Below are 26,088 nucleotides of genomic sequence, written 5' to 3' on the forward strand. Positions count from 1 at the left end.
GTCTAGGATCATTACTTCTGTCGGCCGCTGTGACGGTCGCGTTGCTTTTCCTGTTCGGGATACTGCGGTTCTGATGGCTGCGATGCGCCTGATGGAAATCGCTTCGAGCCGCCCGTCCCGCCAACATGTGGACCGCCTCAAAGGTAGACAGCCGAACCCTCGTCGCCTGCAGCTACGCGGTTGTCGTCACGCAGACCGAAGAAATAACGACGCATTTAGGGCTCTCACGTAGAGGCGGGAGGATACATGCACTCTTCAAGCCGCCCGGCTAGGAATGGTTTGCGAGACGGCGGAGCCTTCGTAAAAGATGACGAAGGAATGGAGTTGCCGGACGTCGGCCGCGCACGGGGTTGCCTTCATAGTTTCGGTAGTTGAGGCAGACGCCGTCGGACTATTGAGATCACGAGGGACCTAAAGGGAAATAACTTCCCGCGAATAAACTAATTAGAACAGTTTCCCGTCGCCGCCCGTCTTTCGTAGGATTGCCACGTTTTCCCAGCGGGAACCGAACGGTCGTCCTGTAGTTCTGTCATGACAATAGGGGCGCGACAAGCGATGGCAAGAAGGGTGGTTTTAGCCGCTTCCAAAAAACGGCCGTCCGAGCGGATCGACGAAGCGCCTGCCAGGACGGAGAGGAAGCCTCTTCCTTTGGGCGCCGGCGCGCGCATGAATGCCCGGGTCGTGCTTGCCCTGGTCCTGTTTGGTCTTGCGGTGTGGACCGCCGCGGGTTTTCTGCCGGCGCTGATCTGGGCCACGATTCTCGCGGTTGCCCTGTGGCCGCTGTACCTCAAATTTGCGGCACGCTTATCCTCCGGTCCCTCCAGCCTGGCTGCGTTCATCTTTACCGCAATCGTTGCGCTGGTCCTGTTCACTCCGATGTCGCTTGCCGTCTACCAGATCGCGCAGCAAGGCGACGTGCTCGTGAGTTGGCTCAAGCAGGCCCGCGAGAGTGGGGTTGAAGTCCCGGATTGGGTCGCTCGTCTGCCGGTTGCCGCGGAAAGTCTGCAATCATGGTGGCGCGCCAACCTTTCGGACCCGAAAGCTGCCACCGCCCTGCTTCAAACTGTAAATGCTGACAATGCGTCGGAGTTTTTCAAAACGTTTGGCGGACAGCTGCTCCATCGGATGTTCCTGTTGCTCTTCTCGCTCCTGACTTTGTTCTTTCTGCTCCGTAATGGTCGCGCCATCGCGAGCCGCTTCCTCGAGACGTGTGACCGCCTTATTGGCGATGCCGGGGAGGGGCTGGTCGAGAAAATGGTCGATGCCACGCGCGGCAGGTGAACGGCACAGTGCTGGTCGCCGTGGGCGAGGGATTGCTGATCGGCGTTGGTTTCCTCGTGGCGGGTGTACCGAATCCGGTGATGTTTACGATTTTGACGACGGCTTTCGCGATGCTGCCGTTTGGTGCATGGCTCGCCTTCACTACGGCGGCGTTGGTCCTGGTCTCCAGCGGCGGCAGTGGGTTCGCGGCCGCGGCCGTATTTTGCTGGGGCGCGATCGTCATGCTTGCCGGCGATCATTTCGTCTGGCCAACCCTGGTCGGCGGCTCGGCGCGTCTCCCGTTTCTTCTCGCCTTTGTCGGAATCTTCGGCGGCCTCGCTGCCTTCGGGTTGTTCGGATTGTTTCTGGGGCCTGTGATCATGGCGGCGTTGCTGACCGTTTGGCGCGAGTGGATCTACCGGCCGGTTCCACAATAGAATTCTGCAGCGGCCAGCAGCGAGCCAGTTGGATTGTGCGGCAAGTTGATATAAACGCCGACGATCGCGTTCAAGCTGCGCACCGATATGATCCGCGTAGCGCCAGCGCGCTATGGTGTAGAGTACTGGCTTGAGCTGGAAGTCATTCAGCTGGTCCAGAGATATTGGCCAAGACGTGTCGGGCACGACAAAGCTTCCGTCTTTACCGAAGCCTGCAAGGCTCGCCAGCAGGTGAAATGCAAAAGTCCACCGCGACCCTGGTTCTCTCTCGTAAACGCCGTTTCCTTGGCATCGACATTCATGATGCGCTTTAGCCAAGCGGCGCTGGCGGCATTCAGTTCGGAGGACGGCGTCCCATATTTTGAATTTAGCAGCTTGCCCTCCTTGATCGCCAGCTCGAACGCCTCGATCGTCAGCTTCTGCAACAATGGTGGCTGCTTCACCTTCCGGCCAACGCTTAGCTCTTACGGCCAAACTTCGGGGTGGCAGGTGAGGAGTTCCATGTCAGAATACCGCGTCTACTTAGTCGACAGCGATGGTCATTTCTTCGACGCTGTTCATTTGATTTGCGCGGACGACGCCGAAGCAATTGAGAAGGCCAAAGGGTGGGCCATCGGTCATGGCGTTGAGCTTTGGGAGCTAGACCGAAAGGTCGCGGTATTCCCGGATCAAAATAAGCCCACCTAAATTGCAACCATTTCCTGCGAACCTTCATCCATCTTAGACGGAGTTTCGCGTTATGACCGAAAGCAGTGATCGCGATGAACTGAAGAAGCGGCTGGAGCAGGCAAAGTGCATTGCGGGCTCGGCGCTTGATCCTCTCACCAAGGAGCGGCTCACACGTTTGGTGCAAGAGTCGGAAGAGCAGCCGCGGTTGTCGGTGCCGTAACCGAAGAGTCCGGCATTCCCGTTCCTTTGATGATACGGCGTCGCATATTGGCGAATGGCTTTCTTCGTCGGAACTGCAGCCGCTAAAGCCGCTTTGAACCTTTAGGGTTCCCGCCTATTGTCCGACATCATCGACCGGACCTCGGCAACTTTCGGTGACTGAGAGTGCTGCACGCTCCCGCCTGTTCCAGCGGCGAGCCCCATGTGCGATCAGTGCGAGTCGATCAACGAGACCATAGACCGCTATAAGTGGCTCCGGAGTCGAACCAGCGACGAGCAGGCGCGGAAGGCCGCAGCCGAGCTTATAACCGAGCTTGAAGCGAAGAAAGCCGCGCTACACTTCGAATAAGCAGCCAGTGTCCCAACCGGCGGTAAAACTAAGGTGTCGGGAAAAGGTGGCAGCTCGGCGGTTTAATCGCAGGTCGTCATGCAACCCATGGCAGCGCGGCTTTAGAAACTTAATACCGCCGCCACGAGCTAACTGGGCCGTCCTGAAATTTTTTCCGATAGTCTTTCATGCGCGGGAAGGGTGTGCCGGGCTTCCGAGCTTGCACGCGGAGGCTGCGTGTTGTGCGTCCAAGTTTGGCCGCGACCTTGATGTTGGACGCATCCCTTGCCACGAGAGCTTTCAGGCGCTCGTTCTCATCGGCGGTCCAAGTCTTTTTCTTAGCGACCATAAGGTCGTGGAAGGGGCTGTTGCATCTTGGCATCAGACTACCGCGAAGCGAGAGCACAGCACAATGTTAACTTGCCTTACATTACCGGCAACGCTTAGCTCACCGCCATGTTGGAAACTGCTTCCATGACCGAATACCGCGTCTACTTGGTCGACAGGGATGGTCATTTCTTCGACGCCGTCCATTTGATTTGTGCAGACGACGCCGAGGGAATTGGGAGGGCCAAAGAGTTGGCCGTCGGTCATGGCGTTGAGCTTTGGGAGCTGGACCGAAAGGTCGCGGTATTCCCGGATCAAAATAAGACCCCCTAATTTGCAACCATTTCCCGCGATCCTTCGTCTATCTTAGACGGAGTTTCGCTTATGGCCGAAAGCAGTGACCGCAAAGAACTGAAGAAGCGGCTGGAACAGGCAAGGCGCATTGCGGACTTGGCTTTTGACCCTCTTACGAAGGAGCGGCTCGCACGGTTGATGCAGGAGTTGGAAGAGCAACTGCGGTTGGCAGAGAAGGGGCGGAAGGCGGACTAACTCGAAGTGGGGTCCAACCCCCTCTTCGAAGCGAGAATCTAGCGAGAACATGGCAATGAAATCGCAATGAAATGGCCGAAACCGCCATGAACAAAACGTGGCGAAAGCCGATGGCGCGGCTATAAAAAATCAATGACTTAGTGAATATTCACTGCGTTCGGGACGCAGGGGTCGCAAATTGCTCGGTCCCGTTGAGGCTAACTTCACTTAATCGAACACTGTCGGTGGAGCGCGGCCACGCCACCGCGGTCGCCGAACATCAGAAGGACCGTGCCGCCTGGTGTCAAAGGATGTGGCGTTGGCTGGGGCCTGATCACCCGCCGATGTTCCAACGTCAGCTGCTGGAAAAAACGGACTGAGGGGCACCCGGCAGCGTCGAGAAGGACATGCAGCGGTTCCGCCTATCCCCAATAACCAAGACGGCGGTGCTGATCATCTAAGCGATGAAGTTGGGCCTGTAGCTCGGCCGCTAGCTGTCGGAGATGCGCGGTCGTGAAGTCGCAGTCAGTTTCGCGCTGGAGCTCGCGGCAGCGGTCCAGCTTTGCTTCGATTGCCAAGATTTCCCGTTCTTGTCCCATGTAGGGTAGACGCGCCCAGGCGGGATAGGTTCAAAAGTCTCGTCGATCACGAAACTGCTGCCGGCGGTCGGAGCGACGCCCTTGGGCAGCTTGTCATGCGCCTTGGCGCGCAGACGCACCGGTGAGTTCCGCTCGCGATCCACGCGCCCACCGTTTCCCGGGGCTGCGTCAGTAGCCCGTGGATGCATTGAATAAAGACTCCACGAATCGGTCCCAGAGATGTGCGTCGGAGAGCAATGCGGCAGGCTTGCAACCGGTAGTGACCCGGCCGACTTTTGGAGCAGTCCAATGATACTTAATATTTTTGACGTGGAGCACGGCGCGTGCGTTTCATTGACCTGCCCTGCATGGAGCTTGGGCTGGCTCTGCGCAAAACAGATCGGGACGTATCAGCTCACGCAGCTGCTGTTGCGGATGTTTCCTGCCCGAGAGTTTCCTGACGTTGGTCCTTTGCTCTCGCAGCCTCGATACAGAGCCTGACAGCTTCCGCAACGCTGGATGCAACGAGGTCAGCCTTCGCGTTTTCCCGTAACGCTTCCAAAGCAGCCGGGTCGATCTCCTTGAGCCAACAGCCCAGAATAATGGTTGCCGTCGGTAACTTTCGCCTCAGTCGCCGAACGGAGTATCGCATGTGCGCGGGTCCACTGGGATCGAGGTAGACAAGGCAGACCATCGTAACGCCGGTGGTATCCAGGCTGAACACATTCCTCGTAGAAAGCGCTTCCGCAGGTTCTACGCGGGCCGCTAGTCCGTGCGCCGTCGAGAGTTCGGCCAGCATAATTGCGGCAGCCTCGTCGAGAAGGCTGCGTCCCGCCACGCAAAGTATCGGATGTTCACCAAGCCACTCCGGCGGGAGGGCTTCCTTCTCAAGGATGGGTAAAGTTTCATTGGCCGCATTTTCGGCAACGCTTTCCACCGCAGACGAGGCTTCTGCATCGGTAGTTGAATCGCGTTTCGGCGGCGGCCGGTCATCCTGATCGGATAGATCACCGGCGAATTCGCTCACCGCGTCTCGAATCTTGATGAGGCGTTCGTGGTCAAGCGCGCCGCGCTCGGCATCGGCTTGCGCCAGTTGGAGACCCTTCAAGGCGACATCGTCATAGTACGAAGCCAGGGACCGTTCCTTCAGAAACTCTTCGGCTTTTTCGGCCGCTTCCGTCGGATCGCCCGCCAGCATCCGCTGGTAAAAAATTTCGGGGGGCGAAAGAGCCGGCCGGTCCCCGAACATGACGTCAAGGAATTCCAGCCGCTCGACATGACGCCCGAGCACCACAAGGCACACCGTGAGGGGCGTCGCGAGGACGAGCCCGATCGGCCCCCAAAGTGCGGTCCAAAAGGTCGCCGAGACGACTACGGCAACAGGAGAAAGCCCGGTGCTATGGCCGTAAACCATCGGCTCGACGACATGGCCCACGACCGGCTCCACAACGAGAAAAAGCGCGAGGGTCCAGAGCAACATTGACCAGCCGGGATCGACGGCCACTGCCAAGGCCAGCGGAAACGCAGCCGCGATGACAGCGCCGACATAGGGCACGAAGCGAAGCGCTGCTGCCAGGATGCCCCAAAGGATCGCGCTTGGAGTCCCTATGAGCCAAAGGCCTGTCCCGATTACCACGCCAAATGCGCCGTTCAGGATCAGCTGGGTGAGGAACAACCGGCTGAGGCGGCTGGCGGCATCGTCGAGCGCCGCTGTCGTACGCTGCAGATCGTATGAGCCCGCCAGCCGAATGAGCCGGTTACGAAGATCTTCTCGCTGAAGCAGAATGAAAATGACGAAAATAATAATGATGAAGGTTGTCGCAAGGGGATGAACCAGCGGGGATATCAAAGTCCGCAGGCTTTCCAGCGCGCTAGGATCGGGCTGACGTACTTCTACAGGAACAGGTGCCGGCGGCCCCGAAACCTTGGGACCGAGCACGGAGCCCGGCACACGTGCAGATGATGCGTCCTTAGGTTTATCGAGTTCCTTGCTGAGATCCTTCAGCATGTCTGAGGCGCGCTCCAAGGTGCCGCTACCGGCTTTTGTGTCACGGAAGGCCTGGATCTTTTCGCTGATCGTCGACTGGTACCGGGGTAGATCTCCGGCTAGTTGCGTCAGTTGCGTGGCGAGAAGGCTACCCAGCGCGAAAATCAGGGAGAAGGCGAGTATGACCACGCTTACGACGGCCAATCCGCGAGGGACACTGATGCGCTGCAATAGACCGACCAGTGGCGCAAGCACGAAGCTCAGCAGAATAGCCAAAGCGACGGGCACGAAGATATCCCGGCCAAAATAGAGCATCGAGACGATGATGACGGCGAGAATGGCAGTAGCCACGGCGGCGAGCAGGGCCAGAAGCTCTTCAGTGCTGCGGGCCTTAAATGGCTGTCGAGTGAGAGGCCTCATCTGTTGTCCCTAGCCCGCGGGCGGCCGTCACCTGCATAAAAAGCCGCTCGGACAATACTCCGCGCGGCGCTTGCTAGGGCTGCCGTTTTCGGTTCCGCCGCTACTTCTCAATAGATGAGCCGAGCAAAGGTTTCTTACGAGGGGAAAGAAAGCTGCTAATCCGCCTTGAAGCCTGTCAAAGGCAGTCACGTCGTAATCAGCTCACTAGCGATATGCCGCTGCCCTGCTCGCGATCCGGTGCATCGATCAGCAGTTGCGTCAGCCACTCACGGCCTCTGTGGTGTGGAACAGAAATACTGGCGGCAGGGATCAGGACATGCATTGGTGGGGCGTTGTTTTAAAACGCAACAATCTGAGAGTGAGGACAGGAACTAATCTTGACCTCGCGGCGAAGGTGTCCTGAGCGGCTACACCCTAGTCGAGGCTGCCGACGGTAAGAAAGGCAATGCTCTCCACGAATATGAATTTAAGGATAAGGAAGACCTGCGTCGCTTTTTCACGCCACACTTCAAGTACGTGAAGGTTTGGGAAACGGTCTATCCAACACGGCGCAACCTTTATTTTGCGGCATCTCAATCAGTAATTCTACCATTCGGCTAAGTCGGCCTCAGGCAAACAGATCAGCGCCGGCTTCCGTGAACTTCACGAACGTTCCGCTGTCGTGGAGCTGCAGCCAGCCCCGCTCCACGGCGAGCTTCAAGCCGGCGCTGTATTCCGCAGGCGTGCCCTTGTCGCCGAATAGGAAAGGGCCGTTGAGCTTTTCGATATAGATCCGGCCATCCTGAATCGGTTCGAAGGCATGTGCGTGGTCGAGGAACGACGGGCGGCCTTTTCAGGGTCAGCGAAGGGTCGGTCGGCGGTTAGTTTCAAAAGTTGAGTCTCAGGTTTTCCAGTGCTTGGTGAATGGCACGGCGGCGGCAGTCCTGTCATGCCAGTTTGGCACAATGTGCACACAGCCTGCGGTGCCGCATCCCTTGCAGACGAGGCGGCGGGCGATCGTCGACCACGGCAAGTGCTGGGGCAAGGTATCGAGCCGGACGTCGACCATCCGTCGATCGCACTCTGCCGAGCATTGGATGTTGCAGGTCACGTGACCGTCGGCGATCCATTTCGCCGGAGTGCCAAGCGGGTAACTGTCTGTCGATCGGGAGTGTCGCCGCTGCGAAGCCATCGCGGATGATTCCGCAGCTGACGACAGGTTTGCAAATTATCAATCTGTTGAGGCTTGGAACAAGCGTTGACTACCATTTATCGTAGAGACGACGCAGGCATGATCTGCTCCAGATGAGCACGTTGCGAGGATCGAATTTGCAGTCAAGATCTTCGCGATAACAAACGAGATCGACTGGGTTGTTCAAAATCGTGCTGATTTGGCTTTTCCATCTCGCGACGTTGAAATGATACGCGGTATACGCCCAATCCTTCCCTGGACCCTGTGACGGCATAAGTTCAAGCGCGATATCAAAATCGCTGTGAGGCTGATGATCTCCTCGCGCCCGGCTTCCGAACAGCCAAATGGCGGCAGTCGCCTCATGTTCGATCCCCCAAGCGCTGAGTTTTCGCTTTGCAAGACAGGGTACAGGGTCGCCCGCCACTTCTTCACCCTTAGTGCCAGTTCGACCAGCCGGCGGATCACTTACTCTCAAATCGCGTTCTGTCCCCAGACCGTGCGGTCTGTAATACAAGCTCGTCGGTCGCACTTCTCGCATAGGCGAGTGCCGGGGGCGGACCATTCAGAAGTTGTCCGCATACTTACGCAGGGCTTCAACAATCAAACCAACATTCTTGCTGACAAGCTCGATATGGAGGCCGATCGCTTGAAGCGTCTCGAAGACACCACGCGCCAGACAAGTGATCAACGGCGCGTGCCGGGTTCAGGAAAGAGAGCGGCTTAAACAAAACCGGCCGGGGGCTTCGGCTCCGGGCCGTAGCCTCTGTTCTTTCATTGTCGCGATCACTAGATTTATCTGCAAATGCGGAATCAATTGTACCGAGTAGGGTTGATAAGCAAGGTTAAATTAATCCTCGCCTTGCTCGCACGGCGCGCAATTGAAAATGTGCACGCATGGCGTGCGACGACAACTACATCTTGGATGCTAACGGCAAGCGCATCCTTATCGGGTTGACGCTGAACGAAACTCGGGAGTTCGAGCGTCTAGACGAACTGATTATGAGTCTCGTGCCTGAACCGACCGATGAACTCCGCTCGCGAAACGAACGGCGATGGCTGATTCTCTACGATAAACACAACGCTGCGGTGTGCTCGTATCTTACAAACGAGAATGCGAGAGCGCTAAGAGCGCTGCGATGGGAATGGGCTTGTAAGGATTGAGGAAGCACGCGCCAAACAAGTTCCCAACGGCGCGTGCCGGGTTCGGATAAGAGGGTCGCTTAATTAAGTCCCGGGCACGGGGCCAAGAGATTGGAGCAGGGGCCTACTTGGATGGCTAATTTGGAACTTTCAGTAGCAATCTTTATGGCCGCTTTTTCTCAGCAAGCAGGTTCGAAAAAAAGGCCCCCGATTGCATGCAGCTGCGTTTTCGAACCTTAATCCACGCACTATCGATTGGCTGCACCTGCCGTTGCTAACCAGACTTGCCGTTGCGGCATCGGTTGCGCCAGCAGTTCCTACAACGGCGATTAAGGGTCGTACGGACGGGATCTGCGCGTGGCAAGGCTATGTAGAGAAAACCTCTGCTCAGTCTAGAGTATAGAGGTGGAAGGAAGCCATTGCGGACTGGCTGTCAATCCAGCGGCAGCTTATGCGATTGCCGACAGACTTGCCCAGCCCGAGGGGGCGTGGAAACCGTTGATCGCAGTGGCTGGCGGAGCTTGATTTTCCCGATCTGGCTCGGTAGGCGCAATTTGAAATTAGCGGCTCCAGAATGAGAGCCGGATTGCAAGCGCCCGGGCGCGAGCGCTTAGGAACGCTCGGCGCAGTGACGGGTTATGCTCCTTGCTGCCCGCAGCCGAAATCTACCGCTCCAGTGACCATCGGTAACTCAGCGGGACTTAAGATCGGGAGTAGCCGCTGGTTCCTATTTACGGATGCGGATTTTAACCTAGCTTGAACGCCAGGATACGGACCTACGCGAATCTGGTCGTGGGCGACCCAATCAATCCTCGGAGTGTCAAATGAGTAAACGTAAACCGGCGACGAAGTCAAAGCACAGCCGTGGCTTAAAAATTCCCGCCAAGGCCCAGCGGGCCGCTCAGGCTGTTATCAGAAGTCCGAAAGACAGTCGTCTGCGCACAGTTGCGGCCGCCTCGACTGAATCGCTCCCTGAGCGACATAACGAACAACAGGCTTTGGTGGATGGTTCGACAACGACAGCCTTTCAACAAGAGGTTCGCCGGGAGCCGGCGACACCTTTACAAGACCGGCGCGATGACGATTCAACAAATGGATTTGATTTTTCTTCAGCTTCGGCAAACCTCCGAGCCTTTCAAGGGAAGGTGCTGGAGGTGGCACACGCCAACATGCAATTTGCTTTTGAGTTCGCTCAGAGGTTAGCGGCGATTAGGTCGCCCGCGGAATTTCTCAGTGTCACTGCAGAATTCACAAGTAAGCGGAGCGCCATGTTCCGGAAGCACTCGAAAGAACTTGCCGAATTAAGTGCGGTTCTTGTTACAAATCGAAAAGGTAAATTAAGCGGCGCTGCAAGAGAAGTCGGCAAACCTGAGTAAGCCATTTTGTAACTTGTTGAGTCATTGCGGCTGAACAGGAGCATTTGGTACTCGAGTTCGGGGTGAGAAGTTATATCAAGCGGCTGGGCGGGAGACGTTAGGGCGAGAATGTTGGACGATATCGGGACGTCGGAAACCTATTATGCTCGTGTCTCTGATCGGCAGGCGGCCGAAGAAGCGGTGAGGCGCTATCTTGATGCGCCCTCTCATATTATTGAGGCCCGGCTGCCAGTTCAGTCATCGGTATTTGACGCACCGAATATTCCAAACGATCAAGTTGATCTTCGCGTGGCTAAGCGCGGTGGACAAGTCTAAGGCGGCTTCTTGGGCCGGGGTCTTTCCCACATCCGGCAAGAGACAGCGATGTTCCAATCAGCAGGACTGTAAGCAATCTCATAGGGGCTCTGTTAGTTGGCATCAAAGAGAAGCAAGGGTGCCCCAGGTTGCCTAGTTCCGACCAACGTCGCCGCTAGAACCTTTGATGATGTTACGCCGACACCTGACCGGCCCACGTTGTCTTCGGTTGCCAGCTCTCAGCAACTGCGTCCTTTGGCGGCAATGGCGCAGACAGATTGGTTCTTTCACCTGGTCACGGAACGTCGAGGACGACAGCTCGTTACCCTGCGAATACCTCGTCCTTCCCCCGGAGAAAAACATGAAGAGATTACTTTTGACGGTAGCCGTTCTGACGTTTGCGATTTCGTCGTCCGTATATGCAAAAGGCTGCATAAAGGGAGCCATAGTAGGCGGTGTCGCCGGATCGACTGTCGGACATGGTAAATTAGGTGCGGTAGCCGGTTGTGTGGTTGGACATCATGAGGCGAACAAGGCCGACGCCGCAAAATCGTCCCCGCAGGCGCCTAACCAGTCTTCAAAATAACGGGCGGTCCTCAGCATGCCGCTTGTGGTCCACCCTCCGGTCCGACGTAAACTGACCGTATGGGCTGGTTTCCGCCGACGAGTTCAACAGTTAGGCCCATACCAGTCGTTGCTTTTGCTGCTCGTGCCGCTTGGAATGATCGAACCGCTAAAGATTATCGCCCTCGTAGTCGCAGGTAAAGGTCATTGGCTTTCGGGAGCGGCCACTATCGCTGCAGCGTACGTGATGAGTTTGCTAATAACTGAGAGGCTGTTCAGACTGGTAAAGCCAAAGGTCTTGATGTTGGATTGGTTCGCCGCCATCTGGGCGAAGGCGTTATCCATACGGAGAATCCTCTGGAAGTAAGCCCATGAAACAGCGGCCAAGAATATGACGGCTTCATCACCGCTGCATTCGTCATATTCACCGTGTTGGCTCGAGAGCAGCCTTGGCCTGCTTGGCAATATTCGCTGTCGGTCTATTTCTACACCTGGAATCCAACCAGCATTAGCCACTACTCCATCTGAGCCGAAAAGAGTGTGAGGGCGCTTTGGCCGTCAGTTCGTGAGTTTTTCTATCTTCGGTAAGTGCCTCTCGATTGCGTTCTGCCGCGATCGTTCGCCCCGCTAGGAACGGGTGCCTGACGAGTTCGTTGATCGCCAAACGGAGGATCTCGCAATGGCTATGCTTTCCAGATTGTTACTCATTGGCTTGTTGGCGTCGCCGATCGTCCCCGCATACGCTCAAAGTGGCGGGGGCGGAGGTGGCGGCGGTGCAGGAGGCGGCGGCGGTACGGGTGGAGGCGCATCTTCAGGCGGCACAAGTGCTGGGACAACTGCGACTGGCGCGGCGAGTGGTCCGACTGCAGGGAGTCAAAGCGCGGCAGGCACCCCGGGCGCTGGATCCGCGGGAGCGGGCTCTCAAGCGGTAAGTGGGGTTCCTAATGGCCCCGCCAATCTTGGAGGTAACAACAATTCCGGTAGTGACCCAAGCGGCGCCGGAAACGCAAGCAAAGTCCCCACGGCTCCTGGAACCAACAGCGTTGGGACCGCCAATGCCACGGGAGGATCATCTAGCAGCAACTCGTCAACAGGTGCTGGTTCCCAGACTACCGGTTCTGCGCTCAATCGACCTGGCGGGCAAACCGGCGGTCGTATTGACGGTACGACCACACAAGGGCCCCAAATGCCCGGCGACGCTGCGATTCGAGCGGAAGATCAGGTCGTCGACAAGAAAATTAAAAGCATCTGCAAGGGCTGTTGATCGAACCGCCGTCGTTCAACGACCGAAGCGGCTTAGCGGCAATAAATCGCCTTGCCTATTTAATTGCGCGGTTGAGCATAGCTACGGGCGGAATGATTGTTCGTATAAGTTTCGGGATAGCGTTGCTAACCATACTTAACGTCCTGCCCGTGAGCAGCGCCGAAATCGAGCGCCACGCAACAGCTGATAAGACTGTCGCGATTTCGATCGCCGGAGAAATCGTGGAAGGTGACGCCGAAGCGTTCAGGCTGGAAATACAAAGCGCTCAATTAGCAAATTTCTCCATATTCGAAATCCAGCTTAATTCGATCGGTGGAAGCTTATATGAAGGAACCAGCCTAGCTAGAGTTGTCCGCGCCGCATCGCTTAATACCAGCGTTGCGAAACGCAGTATCTGCGCGTCTGCTTGCTTTCTTATCTTTGCAGCGGGTTCAACCAAAGCCGTTCAGAATGGAGCGAGAGTGGGAGTACACGCGGCGACGATGGCCTCTGGCGATAATAATCAAATAGAGATCAAAGCTACTGAAGCGATGGGCCGGATAGCAAATCTGTTGGGCGTCCCTTCTGGAATTGTCGAGCGTATGGTTTCGACACCTGCCAGCCAAATGTTTTGGTTGAACGATCAAAGTGAGGAAGATGCGCGATCGCGCATGGCTGTCCCGCTTTTAATTTTGCTACGTGCGAAAAAACACGAACCAAACAATCGCCAGAGCACGCTTCGCTGGTTGCATCCAAACCATCTGACGTTTCGTTTGCCCCGCTACCGGCGTCGTGACGCCGCGGCGGAACCTGCTTTCCTGCGTCGACGCCGATGAGTCGTGCTGTTTTGTCCATGTTCTGATCCTCTGTTGAAGACCAAGCTGCCGGCGCAGGGATGGTTCCTGCAGGCTTACGAGAAGCTTCGACCCTTGGCTCGCTGCGGCCTTAACCACAACGACACGCGAAACAGTCTGCAATGGGTTCTTTGAGAGACGGCATGAACCAATTACAATTGAGCGGATTAGCCTCGATAAATGGAGGCAAAAATGCCGAATTTCATCGCTTTAGTTGTCGAGGACGATGCATTCCAACGGGAAGTTATCGCCGAACTCCTGAGAGACCACGGCCTTGAAGTGGTTGAGTGTAGCTCCGCGGAAACCGCAGAACTGGTTCTGGCATCCACCGGCACAGAGCTTGTCGCGCTGGTAACCGACGTCAACCTCGGTGGCGGCATGTCCGGTGTAGAGCTGGCGCAGTATGCCAAGCGCATGTTCCCTCACCTCAACGTCGTGATGATCTCGGGAAATAATCCGCCCTACATTCCGCAGGACACCAGGTTTTTTCTGAAGCCTTACCGCCCGAACGATCTGTTGGAGGCGGCGCTCGTTTGAAGGCCACCACCCTCGCGCGGCTTTTGGCGATGAAGGGTGTCTGTGGTGATGGCGCTGGTATCCGGCGTGCTGCGGGCAATAGCGACTAGAGCTCCGGGGAAGCCTTCTCCTTGGAACGAAGGTCGCTCGCGATGCGCTCAACCGCGATATCCTCAGTCACCTCTTGAGACTCTGCGTCGGTCGATAGATCGATTTGGAAATGCTTCGCGATTTCGCTAAGGGCCCTGAGAATGCTTGTCGCTTCCTTTTCCGCCAGCAGATTGATCTGCAGGTCGAGGTGATTTCTTCGCTCTGACTGACGATCCATCGAATTTTGACGGATCAGAACGAAGGACGTCAAGAACACCGCTTCGAGAGCGAGGACTGCGGAAAGAAGCGGAAATGGATACGGATCGAAAGATCGAACCGCAAAGGCATTCCAAATGAGCCACAGGAGGATAAGACCGCCTGAATAATCAGGAAATAAATCGTGCCAACGAACCAGCCTACCTTGCGGGAGACGCGGTGAAGCGAGGACAACTTTCGTTCGTCGTCTTCCTCGAGCTTTAGAATAGCCTCGATGTTCTTGGTAATGGTCCCACGGTCAAACGGCTGTGTTTTCCTGACCCGCACGGCCGCTATCCGATAACACGCTCGGCGGCCAGTTTCGCCTTCTTTCCGGTCCGTTCGATAGATTCTTGACCTGCCTTCTCGGCTTGAGCCCGGCGCTCGCATTTGGTCCGGATTTCCCCGAGTTCATCATCGGAGAGATGCTCGATGCCAACGAAGGAATTGTGCGCCGTGCTGACACGGATCAGTTCGTCCAGCTTGACCTGGATGGCGGCGCTGTCCCGGTTCTGCGAGTTCTGGATCAAAAAGACCATCAGGAAGGTAACGATCGTCGTACCGGTGTTGATGACGAGCTGCCACGTGTCGGAATAATGAAAAATCGGTCCCGACAGTGCCCACAGCACAACAACGCCTGCGGCTATCAGAAATGTAAGCGCGCGGCCGGCAGCTTGGGATGTACCGTTTGCAATCTCGCCAAAGAGATGCGCAGCGCCATTATTGTTCGCTTGGCCCTCGCCGCCAGCCTTCCCACGCTTCGGCGCCGGCATCCACCTCTCCCGTTGTGTTGATCAATTGGGCATTTCCGAGGGCTAACGTGTGCAGAACCCTTGGGTTCCAAGCGCGAAACCTCCAGGGGCGGCCCGAGACATCGCGGTGACGTTCAGGATTCCCTCAGCGAATACTCCCCGGCCCAACCAGTCCTGACGAAGCCCGGCTGCGGTGGGGCCGTTGGCAACCAAATCGACGACGGTGAGGCGATACATCCGTGGAACCCCCACACAGTATGGAACGTTGCTGCGCCGAGATCCAATGGAGGGTGCCAACATGTCTCGCGGCTTGCCATCGATGACGGCCTTACTGGGCCTGCTCGCAATAGCTGGGTACCAGAACAGGGATAAACTCGGAGAGTTTCTGAAGGGCGCTACCGACAACAATACGCCGGCAGGCGCCGGCAACCAGCAAGGCCCACTGGGTAGCCTGCTCGGCAATCTGGGGGGAGCCCTCGCTGGCGGGGGAGCCGGAGGCCTACTGGGCGGAGGGCTGGGCGAATTGCTCGAACGGTTCAAGCAGAACGGGCAAGGAGACGCCGCGGAGTCCTGGATCAACAAGGGTCCGAATAAGGAGCTTCCTCCACCTCAATTAAAACAGGCAATTGGGGCCGATGTATTGGCCGCGCTGGAGCAGCAAACGGGCCTGTCTCAAGAAGAACTGCTGGCGAGACTTTCACGAGAGCTGCCTGCAGCCGTTGATCAGTACACGCCTGACGGGCGCCTTCCAAACTGACACTCTTCAACTCGAGGATCAATTCATGGGTATCATTTGGACGATCATTATCGGTTTCGTGGCCGGCATCATCGCGAAATTCCTCATGCCCGGCGACAACGAGCCGTCAGGTTTCATTCTTACGACCATCCTCGGCATCGTCGGCGCGTTCGTGGCGACGTTTTTAGGGCAAGCTTTCGGATGGTATCGGCCCGGCGAAGGCGCCGGCCTGATCGGCGCAGTGGTAGGCGCCGTTGTGGTCTTATTTGCTTACAGCGCTATCGCAGGCCGGCGCCGGGCTTACTGAGCAATTCACTTCTGTTGAGATGTGACGATCGGGGCGGCACGACGGAATAGCCGGCGGTCCGCCCCGATTCGTTTAGACGCCGACAAGCGAGCAGCTGCGCAGGCTGCCTGATTAGGCCGCCGTGGAGTGATTGCGATCTCCCCCGACCTCATTGCGGAAAGACTTTTTCTTGCTCCTGCATCACGCTTGTGATCGCCTTCGCCTGAGGGCGCGAGGAGGCGATCATGACGTTTACGATCCACGCTTCCAAAGATGGACACTTGGTACAGACGCTGCGGTTGAAACCGCAGCAGCAGTGTCAAAGGCTCGCAGCCTGAACAGGGCGGGTTGGGAGGTGCATATAACTAACTCGCAAGGCGCGAGCTAAAGTCCGTGCAATCCAGAGACGACGCAAGCCTTGCACCAGACCACGTAACGCTTGTGGCTTTGTCAGACGACACAGCCGAATCCGCGATGCTCAGTTGAGCGAAACTCTTCCAATGCCACATTCCCGAGCGCATCCGCCGCGCCAGTGGATATGTCGATAAGCGGCCCCTTGATGACGGGCCGCGATCATCGAATGCGGACGGCGACACTGCGTCCGCTTTTCTGTGAAGTGACTGTAACTTGCGAGCTAAATGGTTTGCGGCGAAGAGCCGCGGTCACCGCGCTCGGGTTCATGCGGTGTCCGGAGGCGGTCCGTCCGCCGCATGTCTCGGCCAAAGCCGATATCGAAATAAAGGCTATCGCAACGCAAATGCGAAGGACGCGGTCCATCGTTTCAATCTCCCGGTCCCGCCCGAATCGAGAACTATCCTGAAGCCGTCAAATTTGGCCACATGTCGCCGAGCAAACTGCGCGCTCTGTCCTTTGTGCAGCAACGGACCCTGGTCGGAGCTGAATCCGCCTCATATTTTCCGCGTCTAGCCGACCGCCTCCGCTACGCATTTGACATGTTCGGCGGTCGACTCTAGACGGCACTTAGCGCCCGAGGGATCGTTAACCGCGTGGGCCGAGACTTTCCTGTTAGGCTCGGGCTGCAGCATGGAGCTAGAGCCCGCCAGCAACCTATCTGCGCTTCCGCGAAAAACTGGCCGTCATGCGCAGGAAATGACCTTAAACCGTGGGCTGCCGATTAATGCTTGCTTGTGCCGCTGTTTTTGAGGCTTTTGTAAAACCGCGACCGAACCTCGCCAAATGCTGCAGGCGAGGGCCCGTGGTCGTCATGCCTGTAGGTGCTCCTGGAATGAGATTGTAAATTTGTGAAGAAAGCCGAGAAAGCCCGCGCCGCTCCCGCGTCGAAGAAGACTGGCAGTCTTGCGCGTGCTGCGATCTCCTCTTCTTCGCCGCTCGGTATGTTGGCGCTTCATCTCCTCCAGCAATGGAAAAAGAGCGGCCGCGACGGTGTCGTATTTCTTGCCGGAGAGGAGAACAGGGCGGAACGGCTCGCCAGCATAGTTCATTCACTCGACCGGTCCCCCGGCGTTCTGGTGTTTCCGAGACTGAACAACCTCCCGTTCGATGGACTCGAGCCGTCCCGCGAGATCGCCGGCAGACGGAGCTCGGTGTTGCGGCGTATCGCCAAGTCGAAGAAACCCGTGTTCCTGGTGTCGACGGCGGAGGCGATCATGGAGCGCCTGCCGCCACCAGAAAGTCTGAGTCGCCTGAGCATAATTTTGAAGGTGGGTGCGAAGTATGCCGAGCAGGATCTGCAGATCCGTCTGGAGGCTCTTGGCTACGATCTCGACGAAGAGGCAGAATTTCCTGGAACGGCGCTCTTCCACGGCAAGACGTTCGAGATTTTTCCAGCCGGCGCCCTCAATCCGTTCCGCATCGAGCACGCAGAGAATGTAATCCGCAAGATCGTCGCCGTAAACCCGGAAGAGCATGAGGTCATGTTCGAGGTAAGGGAACTGGTCGTCGATCCGATGTTCGAGCGCCTTGCCCTGGAGGGAAAACGGGGACAGCGCGCCACGTTGCCCGACTACTGCGGCCGGGCGCGATGGATCGCGGATGCAGGAATCTCTGGCCATGCCGATGGCTGGCTGAGCACAATCGAGGAGGCGGCCGGTCAGAAGGAAGTTGAGCGCGAGTATCTGGGGCGAGGTGGGTGGAAGAAGCTGGCGAAGCATCTGAGCACGCTGCCTCGCAAGGCGGGCTTCGCGCCGACGCCTGACTTCTCGAAGATGGCGGCGCCAAGGAAAGCGCTCCGCGCCTTTGTCGCCGATACGCAACGCACCGGATCCCGACTGCTCCTTGTTGCCGCGGTTGAGGAGGACCTGCGCGCTATGGAGCGCATGAGTGGGATCAGGGCCGAGCGTTTGGCCGGCTGGGACGAGGTGAAGGAACGGCGTAGCCGCGAGGGTGCGCTTCTGGCCGACTTCGACGCCGGCTTCGTCGAGACGGGGCGCAAGCCTCTCGTCGTGGTGACAGCCTCCGATGTGCTCGGCAGCAGAGCCCAACACCCGCAGCCGATGGCTCGAGCCTGGGCGCCGGCTTTCGAACATCCGAATGTGCCGGAGCCGGGTCAAATCGTGGTTCATCTCCAGCGAGGACTGGCGCTGCTGGAGGGCTTGCAGACCTTCGACGCGGGGAAAGGGGCGGCCCGCGAGATGGTCAGGATTGAATTCGCAGGTGACGACGCCGTCTCGTTCCACCCGCCGATCTCGCCCTGATCTGGCCCTACGCTGGAGAACTCGGCAAGCTGACGCTCGACAAGGCGGACGGAAGCACGTGGTGGGGGAGACGTGGCGAGGCGAGCTCGAAATCCGGAGCGCGGCCAAGGATCTTGCGAAACGTAACGCCCAGCGGCGCCGCCGGCGCGCTCCCAAGCTGGTCGCTCCGGGGCCCGCCTACGAGAGATTCGTAACGCGTTTCCCGTATTTCACGACGCCCGACCAGGCCAAGGCGATTCAGGACGTCCTGGACGATCTCGTGTCCGGTCATCCCATGGACCGGGTCATCTGCGGAGATGTCGGCTTCGGCAAGACCGAGGTCGCCTTGCGCGCGGCTGCGATGGTCGCGCTGTCGGGGAAACAGGTCGCTATCGCGGTTCCGACAACCGTTCTGGCCAGGCAGCACGTCGCGACCTTCCGCAAACGGTTCGGTCCGCTCGGCATCGAAGTCGGAAACCTATCGCGGGTGACGTCGGCTGCGGAAGCGAGACAGACGAAGGAGGGGCTGCGCCGCGGGAAACTGAAGGTCGTTGTCGGCACGCAGGCCCTTGTTTCGAAGGACGTGAAATTCGGCGATCTTGGCCTCGTCATCATCGACGAGGAACAGCATTTCGGGGCTGCGGAAAAGGTCAAACTATCTAGCCTGACCAAAGGAGTTCACACGCTTTGGATGAGCGCCACGCCCATACCGCGCACGCTTGCGGCGGGCCTCGCGGGCTTTAGAGACCTTAGCGTGATCGCGACACCGCCCGTTCATCGGCTGCCGATCGTCACGAAGGTTGCTCCCCTGTCGGACGCGGCGATCGCCGCGGCATTGCTGCGCGAGCAGAGGCGACGCGGTCAAAGTTTCCTGATTTGTCCTCGCATTCAGGATCTGGAGCCGATGTTGGCGCGGGTGCAGGCGGCGGCACCTGATCTCCGTATCGTCTGTCTTCACGGCAGATTGCCTGCCGATGAGATTGACGATCGCATGATGAGTTTTGTCGAAGCGGAGGCAGACGTTCTCCTGGCGACCAATATCGTGGAGAGCGGCCTCGACATTCCCCGTGCAAACACCATGGTCGTCTGCTGGCCAGAAAAGTTCGGCCTGGCTCAACTCCATCAGCTGAGGGGCCGGGTCGGACGGGGCGGCACACGCGCTTTTGCTTATCTGCTGTCCGAGACGAGCTCGGGACACTCCGAAAAGCGTCTTGCCGTTCTGGAAGAGTTCAGTAAACCCGGCGCCGGTTTCGCCATCAGCGAGCGCGATCTGGACCTCAGAGGAGCGGGAGATCTTTTCTCGGAGCGACAGTCCGGCCATTTGCAGGTTTTCGGACCGGTACTTTACAGCCACCTCCTGAAGCACGCTTCGGAGAAGACCGACGACAGAGCAGGCGATCTATGGGTCCCCGATCTGAACCTGCCGATCGCGGAGATGCTACCGCCAAGCTACGTGCAATCAAATAACATGCGTCTCGAAATCTACGGCCGCGTCGCCAGGTGTCGACGCGAGGACGATCTGGAAGATCTAGAGGAAGAAACGGCGCGGCGCTTCGGCCCGTTACCGGCAGGAGCACGCGATTTCTTTTTGGTGGCGAGGCTGAGGCTTGATTGCAAGCGGCGGGGTATCACGAGGCTGGACGACGGACCCGAGGCCGTTGCCGCGACATTCCTGCCCGGCCTCCTGCGCAAAGTGAAATCGAAATTAATGCGGCGTGATGGAGATCGCGTTGTGTATTTCAGCAAACAAGATGAGAAGCCATTTGAACGGATCGAGGAATTTATCGGGATTTTGGACGAGTAAGGACGGTCCCGGACGCAATTGAGTTCGGTGCTGAGAGGCCTGCTTGTGGCGCAAAGCGGCCGCGGTGCTGGTTAGGCCTGTCGGCCATATCTCTCGGTTACCGCCGCCGCGACGAACTTTCTACGTCCGGCGCTGCCCGGGCTTGTGCCATGGGCGGCGCACCAGTCCCGGAATGTGGCGGGGTCGATAAAAACACGAAGCACGACGTGTCCATAGGCCTTGAGCCCGTGCTCCATTTCCTCGGCCATCTTCAGCCATTCTTTCCAGCTCGGTGGCATCTTGTAACCATCGTCGAAAAGTTGCAGCAACGACGGATAATCTTCCTCCTTGATCCAATAGGCCCCGACTGCGGGGGGCGGTTGATCCTCGGAGTTCGTCATACGTGTTCTCTCTGCAGATGCTGCCTGTCACTGACCCGATCGAGGCGGGTCGCACGCCTCGAACCGCCGCAAATCATTGATTCGATCGTTGGTTAGATTATCTCCGAATTGAAACGCTTTCCCCTTGCAGAGTCGGGGCCCGCCGAACTTCCGCAATATTCCGCCGGCGGAGGCGTGGGCATGACAGCTTCTCCAAACCCGCCTTCCGCCGTTCTGTAGCGAGACGAAGACCATAGCTTCAAACCGTTTTGACCTTTTATCTCACCCAAGCGTCCACTTCTGGCGCAAAGCGGCCGGTCACGGGCATGTCCGCTCCTACTGCCAGAACGGACCTGCCACGCCGGCCGGTCGAGGTCGCATTTTGACCCATAGCGGGCGTTCCCTGTGTGACTTCCATACCGCTACCATGTTGCGTTGTTATGGACGCAGAGTGCTGCCGGACTAATTCCGAGTCAGGCGTCCTAGATTGCTCACTACGCTGTCTCAAGTTGCAGTAATGTTGGCTGCCGAATTATCGGCAAGCAACTGGGAGTCAGTCATGAAAACTTATGCAATTGCACTGCTCGCTGGTGTCGCAATTGGAGCTATTGCGCTCCAGGGTCTCCACGCTCAAGGAGCCAAGATGAAAGCCTACTCAGTTGGCGAGACCGAAATCCTCGATCCCGCCGCCCAAGCCGCATACCTCCCTGCCGCCCGGAAGGCGATTGAGGCAGCGCATGGTAGAGCCTTACGCACCGCGGCCGGTCGAGTTGTTCAAATAGAGGGCGGGTCGCCTCCCAAGAGTGCGGCCATCGTCGAATGGGACAGCGTGGATGACGCAGTGGCATTCTACAAGTCGAAAGCATGGACCGACCTTGCACCCCAGCGTGACAAGGCAACCAAGGTGATCCGGCGTTACGTCGTCGAAGTCGAGAAGTAGCGCTTTCCGATACCAGCCCGGAAAGAAGCAATCAATCGATCAGGGAGAATGTCATGAAAACGAATTACAAGGTGGCTATCGCGCTCATCGCTGGCGCAGCCATCGGTGGAGCTGCCATACAGGGCCTTCATGCTCAGGCTAAACCGCCAGTGTATGTCGTGGGTGAAAACACTGTGACGAACGTCGATGCCTACGCCAAAGAATTTGTCCCGTTAGCTCGGGCGAGCATCAAGAATGCGGGCGGTAAAGCCGTTGCTGCCAGTCAAAACGTGACTTCGCTTGAAGGGGCTCCGCAAACGTCGCGCGTTACTATTAATGTTTTTGACAGCCTCGAGAAAGCGAAAGCTTGGCGCACTGGAGTCGAATACACAGAAGCTCGGAAAATTGGCGACAAGTATGCGACGTTCCGCGCCTACGTCGTTGAAGGACTGCCGCAATAGCCCAAGTATCGAACCGCACGTCAGGAGGCCGCCTGAGTTGGCGGCCTCCTCTATTTGTCATTCGGCTTCTAGAACGCCATGTCGCCTATTGGCACTTTTCAGACATGCAGCGATTGCCGATTCGAGTCTGCTTTCGGAGGCAAAGCGGAAGTTGGATTTCGAGTCTGCCAAGGGCAGCTTTTGGCGCAAAGCGGCCGGTCATGGACATGTCCGCTCGCGGCGGCAGAACGGGACATGCCACGCCGGTGGGCTCGGGTCTCTTGACCTAAAGCCGACCGCGCTATCGATCCGATGTTCGGTTTAGCGCGCGCCTTGTGAGCAACGCGCGTCTTGATCAACGCGCGGCGGTAGCGCTTGCATTGATCGGCTCGTTCCTGCGAGGTGCCCCCCGTATCTCTTCAAAGCCCGCTGCGAGGCTCTGAATACCTTTCCGGTAATTGACGGGCTCTTCCGCAGCGGCGAGACGCAGCAGCGCACGGCCGTCGGAACTCATGCCGTTGTTGACCGTGATAACGCCGTGGCGGTTGGCCAGAAATTCGATCGCATCGTTTAGATCGTCGATCGGAAAATGGCGCCCGTCACGACCCGGCAGCATTCTTCGCTCGAAGTCTCCGGGGTCGATGGTGACGAGGGCCGTCATGCCGGGATCGCCATCGACGACCGCCGCACCGAGCGCGTCTTCAAGCGCCGCGCGGTTGGAAGTATACTTTGCACGTAACATCGCAAAGTGATCGAGGACGACTGTGTCGTTCGTCGCCTGCAAAGTCGCCGTCAGGGCGTGAAAATACGGTGAGAAGAAGCCGATGCCGACCGAACGCATCAAGCGCGCGGCCAACGGCTTGGCATAGTCCGCGTGTGTCGCGAGCATCGTGAAGCCAGGCTCGGCAGTTCCGAAGAACTTCGAGGCGCTGACAGGCATGATCCAAGGCGTCGGCTGATCTTGGCGGAAGCAGTCTAGCCCGGTATCGAGACCGCGCTGCCCACCGCGCGTGATTTCTGGCGCCGCGTGGGGATAGGGATTGTCCATAACGAGGCCGATCTTGCGACCGCCACGACGCTCCAGCGCCGCGCCCGAATTGACCGCGTTCAGCATGGCAAAGATCTGCTCGAAATCCGGCTTGGTCAGCAGCGAGCCAGTTGGATTGTGCGGCGAGTTGATATAAACACCTACGATCGCGTTCCCGTGCGCCTCAAGCTGCGCACCGATATGATCCGCGTAGCGCCCGCGCGCCATGGTGTAGAGCACTGGCTTGAGCTGGAAGTCATTCAGCTGGTCAGAGACCATTGGCCAAGACGTGTCGGGCACGACAAAGCTTCCGTCTTTACGGAAGCCTGCAAGGCTCGCCAGCAGGTGAAATGCCGCATAAAGTCCACCGCGACCCTGGTTCTCTAGCGTAAACGTCGCTTCCTTGGTGGCATCGACATTCATGATGCGCTTTAGCCAAGCGGCGCTGGCGGCATTCAATTCGGAGGACGGCGTCCCATATTTAGAATTTAGCAGCTTGCCTTCCTTGATCGCCTGCTCGAACGCCTCGATCGTCAGCTTCTGCAACAATGGTAGCTCGACGATCTCGCGGCCCTGGCCAAGGTTGACCGGCCTAGCGCCAGCAGCGACCAGCGCGTTGTAGAGATTGGTCGAAGCCGTGGTCGGACTGGTGTCCCGGTCGAGCGAGATCCACTTACCTATCGGCTGATACATGATCGAAATCTCCAGAAATGCGTCCAATTCGTCGCGTTCGATGTCGCACCGCGATGAGGTTTTCTGGATTACATGGTCCAGCCGGCCTCGTAAACGCGACTGCCTTCAAAACCGGGTTTAAAAGCACCTTGCTGCACAACAGCGCCTCGGCGCAGTCGCGAACGGGTCTCGATCGTCCGCGGCATAGCGGGTCGACGTCGGCATGTCGGCTATTCGAAGCTTACTAAAAACTAACAACACAATTTATGACGCAACCATTGCTGCCAGAGGGATACAAGGTTTCAGAGTTCAGGCGGCAGGTACATGAAGTTCCAGCAGGGTGCGAACAAGTTTCGTATCTGGAAGTCTTACGCGATGCAGCGACCAAGGCTGCAAAGGGCACTGACAAAGATAAGGACGGCAAGAAGGAGTGAGCGCCAAACATTATACATTCGCGAACGCATTACAGTTCACCTCGACAAGGCGCGCGGAAATCGTTCTGCAGAATTGTCAAGTCGACTTGCTCACTATCCACAAGGTCAGCAGGCTTGTCTTTTTCCCCCTTTATCTAGCGCGATATAACAAGGACCTTACGGTCTTGTGAGGGTTCCCATGGATTATGCTGGCTGCAGCGCGATGGCGTTGGCCTGTTTGGAACGCGCTAAAATTGACATCAAGAACAAAGACAAATGGACCGCGGAAGCTGAACGGTGGGACGAGTTAGCACGTGCCGAGAATTCATGGCGAGCGCAGAAGAGGCAGCCCCAGCAAGTGATGCATGCGGGACCAATGACCCAGCAGCGCCAATGGAGCTAACAGCTGGCCCACATAGCTGAGCGGAAGTAATCGCCGGGGGACGGTCTCGTCACTGCACTCGGACCCGCGTGCCCCTTCGGGTCGCTATGCGTTCTCCGGGTACCATTTCGATAGACGATGCGCCACGATGACGTGATCGCTCCTGCCACAAAGGCAGCGGCCTATCGCGTTGTCAATCTGAGTAAGTCCAAGCCAACAACATATGGAGACGGAGCGGGGTAGGGGGTGTAGGGCTCCGGAAATCAGGCACCAGTCATCCACCGGTTTAAAGAAACGCCCAGTGGAGGGAATCGAGAGCCAGGTGCAACGGTGAAAGCGCCGTTCACACCGAAGGAGACAACAGATGGATCTGTTTGTTGGACTGGATGTTGCGCTGGAAGAAACGAGCCTCTGCATCATCGATAAAGACGGCAAGATGGTTCGTGAAACCAAGGTAGATACCGAGCCGGCGGCGATCCGCTCCGCGCTCGAGGGCTACGCGGATCGCCTCGGACGGATCGGAATCGAGGCATCGTCGATCGGGATGTGGTTACACCGGGGCACTGTGCGAGGCGGCCGCCAGCCTGCTGCTGCGGGTCAAAAAGTGGTCCGCGCTGAAAGCGTGGGGCATGAAGATCGTCAAGCGATCGAGCATGATGTGCGCCATCGTGGCGGTCGCGCGCAAGCTCGCCGCGATCTTGCATCGGATGTGGATCGACGGCACGGACTTCCAGTGGACGGCGGGTGCGAGGATCACGCCGGCGATGCGATTGAAGCTCGCGCGGTGAGCAAATACGAATGGGAAACGATTGTTTTTGTGTAAAAAGTTGAGCTGACGAGGAGACAAACATCGAGATCCGCGCGCGCGGTGAGCGTCCCCTGGCGGGGCCGCGAAACGGGGAATGTCCGCTATCTTGCCTGCTACCGTCCTTCGGGAATGAGAGCGCTGTGAGTGCTTGGACCGCCCTGTTTTAAATCTGACTGGAGCATGCGACGGCTATATGCCGAACGCGAAGTAACGCATGGACCCCGCCTGGATGATGCAATGCGCGTGACGGATGAACGGCGGACTCTGCCCGCTGCGCAGGGAGAAAGGAGAAACATCGTGAGCAATGTGATCAAACAAAAAGGTAGATGAGCATTGACAGTGAGTGCCCGATTAGTAATGCAAGATAAAAGCAATGGCGCCTGAGTGCGGCTAAGTCATTGTCTGCACATCCAAGATTTATCGCTAGCGATATGCGCGGTGTCGCTACGCCTCTTCCAATGCCATGGTGCAACTGAATAGCTGCGTCTGTATCTTGGCATGTTGAAGGCAGCTCGATATCACGGCGGGTGTTGCGAGGACCATGCGGCTCCAAGCAATGGCTTCTCAAACGCGGCCATAA

The 26,088-nt window shown here is 57.6% G+C and carries 22 protein-coding genes and 2 pseudogenes; 17 read left to right on the top strand and 7 right to left on the bottom strand.

Annotation, left to right across the window (positions count from 1 at the left end; genetic code table 11):
• Positions 1-555: 555 nt before the first annotated feature.
• The 6 genes from ACPPVP_RS10300 to ACPPVP_RS10325 all read left to right on the top strand — a co-directional run bounded on the left by ACPPVP_RS10300 (position 556) and on the right by ACPPVP_RS10325 (position 3,789).
• Positions 556-1,281 carry an AI-2E family transporter gene (locus tag ACPPVP_RS10300; protein ID WP_426533746.1) on the top strand — a complete coding sequence of 242 codons (726 nt, stop codon included), beginning with the start codon at positions 556-558 and terminating at the stop codon, positions 1,279-1,281.
• On the top strand, positions 1,278-1,697 hold the full coding sequence (locus tag ACPPVP_RS10305) for an AI-2E family transporter (RefSeq protein WP_426533748.1): 420 nt from the start codon (positions 1,278-1,280) through the stop codon (positions 1,695-1,697). The genes ACPPVP_RS10300 and ACPPVP_RS10305 overlap by 4 nt, the downstream gene beginning before the upstream one ends.
• Positions 1,698-1,784: 87 nt before the next feature.
• Entirely contained in the window at positions 1,785-2,384 is a 600-nt protein-coding gene (locus tag ACPPVP_RS10310; protein ID WP_426533750.1) for a hypothetical protein, read from the top strand.
• A 52-nt stretch (positions 2,385-2,436) separates the two neighbouring features.
• The gene (locus ACPPVP_RS10315) at positions 2,437-2,586 is read left to right on the top strand and encodes a hypothetical protein (RefSeq protein ID WP_426533752.1); all 150 of its coding nucleotides are present in this window, start codon (positions 2,437-2,439) and stop codon (positions 2,584-2,586) included.
• Positions 2,587-3,387: 801 nt separating this feature from the next.
• The gene (locus ACPPVP_RS10320; RefSeq protein ID WP_426533754.1) at positions 3,388-3,573 is read left to right on the top strand and encodes a hypothetical protein; all 186 of its coding nucleotides are present in this window, start codon (positions 3,388-3,390) and stop codon (positions 3,571-3,573) included.
• A gap of 51 nt (positions 3,574-3,624) precedes the next feature.
• Positions 3,625-3,789, top strand: a complete 165-nt coding sequence (locus ACPPVP_RS10325) for a hypothetical protein (RefSeq protein ID WP_426533756.1) — start codon at positions 3,625-3,627, stop codon at positions 3,787-3,789.
• 972 nt (positions 3,790-4,761) lie between these two features.
• On the opposite strand, the gene ACPPVP_RS10330 is transcribed toward ACPPVP_RS10325, so the two are convergent.
• Positions 4,762-6,753 (bottom strand): AI-2E family transporter, encoded by a 1,992-nt coding sequence (locus ACPPVP_RS10330; RefSeq protein WP_426533758.1) that lies wholly within the window; start codon positions 6,751-6,753, stop codon positions 4,762-4,764.
• A 1,241-nt stretch (positions 6,754-7,994) separates the two neighbouring features.
• Entirely contained in the window at positions 7,995-8,486 is a 492-nt protein-coding gene (locus tag ACPPVP_RS10335; protein WP_426533760.1) for a nucleotidyltransferase family protein, read from the bottom strand.
• A 1,402-nt stretch (positions 8,487-9,888) separates the two neighbouring features.
• Between ACPPVP_RS10335 and ACPPVP_RS10340 the strand changes: the two genes are divergently transcribed.
• The 3 genes from ACPPVP_RS10340 (at position 9,889) to ACPPVP_RS10350 (ending at position 11,320) form a co-directional block, all read left to right on the top strand.
• Complete coding sequence (locus ACPPVP_RS10340) at positions 9,889-10,440, top strand: phasin family protein (RefSeq protein WP_426533762.1); 552 nt, start codon at positions 9,889-9,891, stop codon at positions 10,438-10,440.
• 108 nt (positions 10,441-10,548) lie between these two features.
• The gene (locus ACPPVP_RS10345) at positions 10,549-10,755 is read left to right on the top strand and encodes a hypothetical protein (protein ID WP_426533764.1); all 207 of its coding nucleotides are present in this window, start codon (positions 10,549-10,551) and stop codon (positions 10,753-10,755) included.
• 340 nt (positions 10,756-11,095) lie between these two features.
• On the top strand, positions 11,096-11,320 hold the full coding sequence (locus ACPPVP_RS10350; protein ID WP_426533766.1) for a hypothetical protein: 225 nt from the start codon (positions 11,096-11,098) through the stop codon (positions 11,318-11,320).
• 182 nt (positions 11,321-11,502) lie between these two features.
• Here the strand turns inward: ACPPVP_RS10350 and ACPPVP_RS10355 are convergent, their stop codons facing one another.
• Complete coding sequence (locus ACPPVP_RS10355) at positions 11,503-11,643, bottom strand: hypothetical protein (protein WP_426533768.1); 141 nt, start codon at positions 11,641-11,643, stop codon at positions 11,503-11,505.
• Between the two features lie 915 nt (positions 11,644-12,558).
• Here ACPPVP_RS10355 and ACPPVP_RS10360 point away from each other — a divergent pair.
• A complete protein-coding gene (locus ACPPVP_RS10360) occupies positions 12,559-13,377 on the top strand; it encodes an ATP-dependent Clp protease proteolytic subunit (RefSeq protein WP_426533770.1) in 819 nt (272 codons plus the stop codon).
• A gap of 210 nt (positions 13,378-13,587) precedes the next feature.
• On the top strand, positions 13,588-13,932 hold the full coding sequence (locus tag ACPPVP_RS10365; RefSeq protein WP_426533772.1) for a response regulator: 345 nt from the start codon (positions 13,588-13,590) through the stop codon (positions 13,930-13,932).
• Between the two features lie 85 nt (positions 13,933-14,017).
• Here ACPPVP_RS10365 and ACPPVP_RS10370 read toward each other — a convergent pair whose 3' ends face one another.
• Together ACPPVP_RS10370 and ACPPVP_RS10375 are read right to left on the bottom strand one after the other, a co-directional pair.
• On the bottom strand, positions 14,018-14,416 hold the full coding sequence (locus ACPPVP_RS10370; protein WP_426537774.1) for a DUF1003 domain-containing protein: 399 nt from the start codon (positions 14,414-14,416) through the stop codon (positions 14,018-14,020).
• Positions 14,417-14,549: 133 nt separating this feature from the next.
• Positions 14,550-15,029, bottom strand: coding sequence for a low affinity iron permease family protein (locus tag ACPPVP_RS10375; RefSeq protein WP_426533774.1), 480 nt, complete (start codon positions 15,027-15,029; stop codon positions 14,550-14,552).
• Positions 15,030-15,306: 277 nt separating this feature from the next.
• Here ACPPVP_RS10375 and ACPPVP_RS10380 point away from each other — a divergent pair, with 277 nt between their 5' ends.
• From ACPPVP_RS10380 to ACPPVP_RS10390, 3 genes and pseudogenes are all read left to right on the top strand, one after another.
• Positions 15,307-15,765: a YidB family protein gene (locus tag ACPPVP_RS10380; protein ID WP_426533776.1), complete on the top strand. Its 459-nt coding sequence runs from the start codon at positions 15,307-15,309 to the stop codon at positions 15,763-15,765.
• 25 nt (positions 15,766-15,790) lie between these two features.
• Positions 15,791-16,051 carry a GlsB/YeaQ/YmgE family stress response membrane protein gene (locus ACPPVP_RS10385; RefSeq protein ID WP_426533778.1) on the top strand — a complete coding sequence of 87 codons (261 nt, stop codon included), beginning with the start codon at positions 15,791-15,793 and terminating at the stop codon, positions 16,049-16,051.
• Positions 16,052-17,385: 1,334 nt separating this feature from the next.
• Positions 17,386-20,488 (top strand): annotated as a pseudogene (locus ACPPVP_RS10390) (DEAD/DEAH box helicase).
• Positions 20,489-20,559: 71 nt separating this feature from the next.
• Here ACPPVP_RS10390 and ACPPVP_RS10395 read toward each other — a convergent pair.
• A complete protein-coding gene (locus tag ACPPVP_RS10395; RefSeq protein WP_426533780.1) occupies positions 20,560-20,868 on the bottom strand; it encodes a hypothetical protein in 309 nt (102 codons plus the stop codon).
• A 538-nt stretch (positions 20,869-21,406) separates the two neighbouring features.
• On the opposite strand from ACPPVP_RS10395, the gene ACPPVP_RS10400 reads away from it, so the two are divergent.
• Positions 21,407-21,787, top strand: a complete 381-nt coding sequence (locus tag ACPPVP_RS10400; RefSeq protein WP_426533782.1) for a DUF1330 domain-containing protein — start codon at positions 21,407-21,409, stop codon at positions 21,785-21,787.
• A 53-nt stretch (positions 21,788-21,840) separates the two neighbouring features.
• Positions 21,841-22,227 carry a DUF1330 domain-containing protein gene (locus ACPPVP_RS10405; protein ID WP_426533784.1) on the top strand — a complete coding sequence of 129 codons (387 nt, stop codon included), beginning with the start codon at positions 21,841-21,843 and terminating at the stop codon, positions 22,225-22,227.
• Positions 22,228-22,561: 334 nt separating this feature from the next.
• Here the strand turns inward: ACPPVP_RS10405 and ACPPVP_RS10410 are convergent, their stop codons facing one another.
• Positions 22,562-23,953: an aminotransferase class I/II-fold pyridoxal phosphate-dependent enzyme gene (locus tag ACPPVP_RS10410; RefSeq protein ID WP_426533786.1), complete on the bottom strand. Its 1,392-nt coding sequence runs from the start codon at positions 23,951-23,953 to the stop codon at positions 22,562-22,564.
• A gap of 1,310 nt (positions 23,954-25,263) precedes the next feature.
• On the opposite strand from ACPPVP_RS10410, the pseudogene ACPPVP_RS10415 reads away from it, so the two are divergent.
• Positions 25,264-25,488: pseudogene (locus ACPPVP_RS10415) on the top strand (IS110 family transposase); the annotation flags it as partial.
• Positions 25,489-26,088: the final 600 nt, after the last annotated feature.

Source organism: Bradyrhizobium sp. McL0615, from assembly GCF_049993905.1.
Taxonomy (GTDB): domain Bacteria; phylum Pseudomonadota; class Alphaproteobacteria; order Rhizobiales; family Xanthobacteraceae; genus Bradyrhizobium.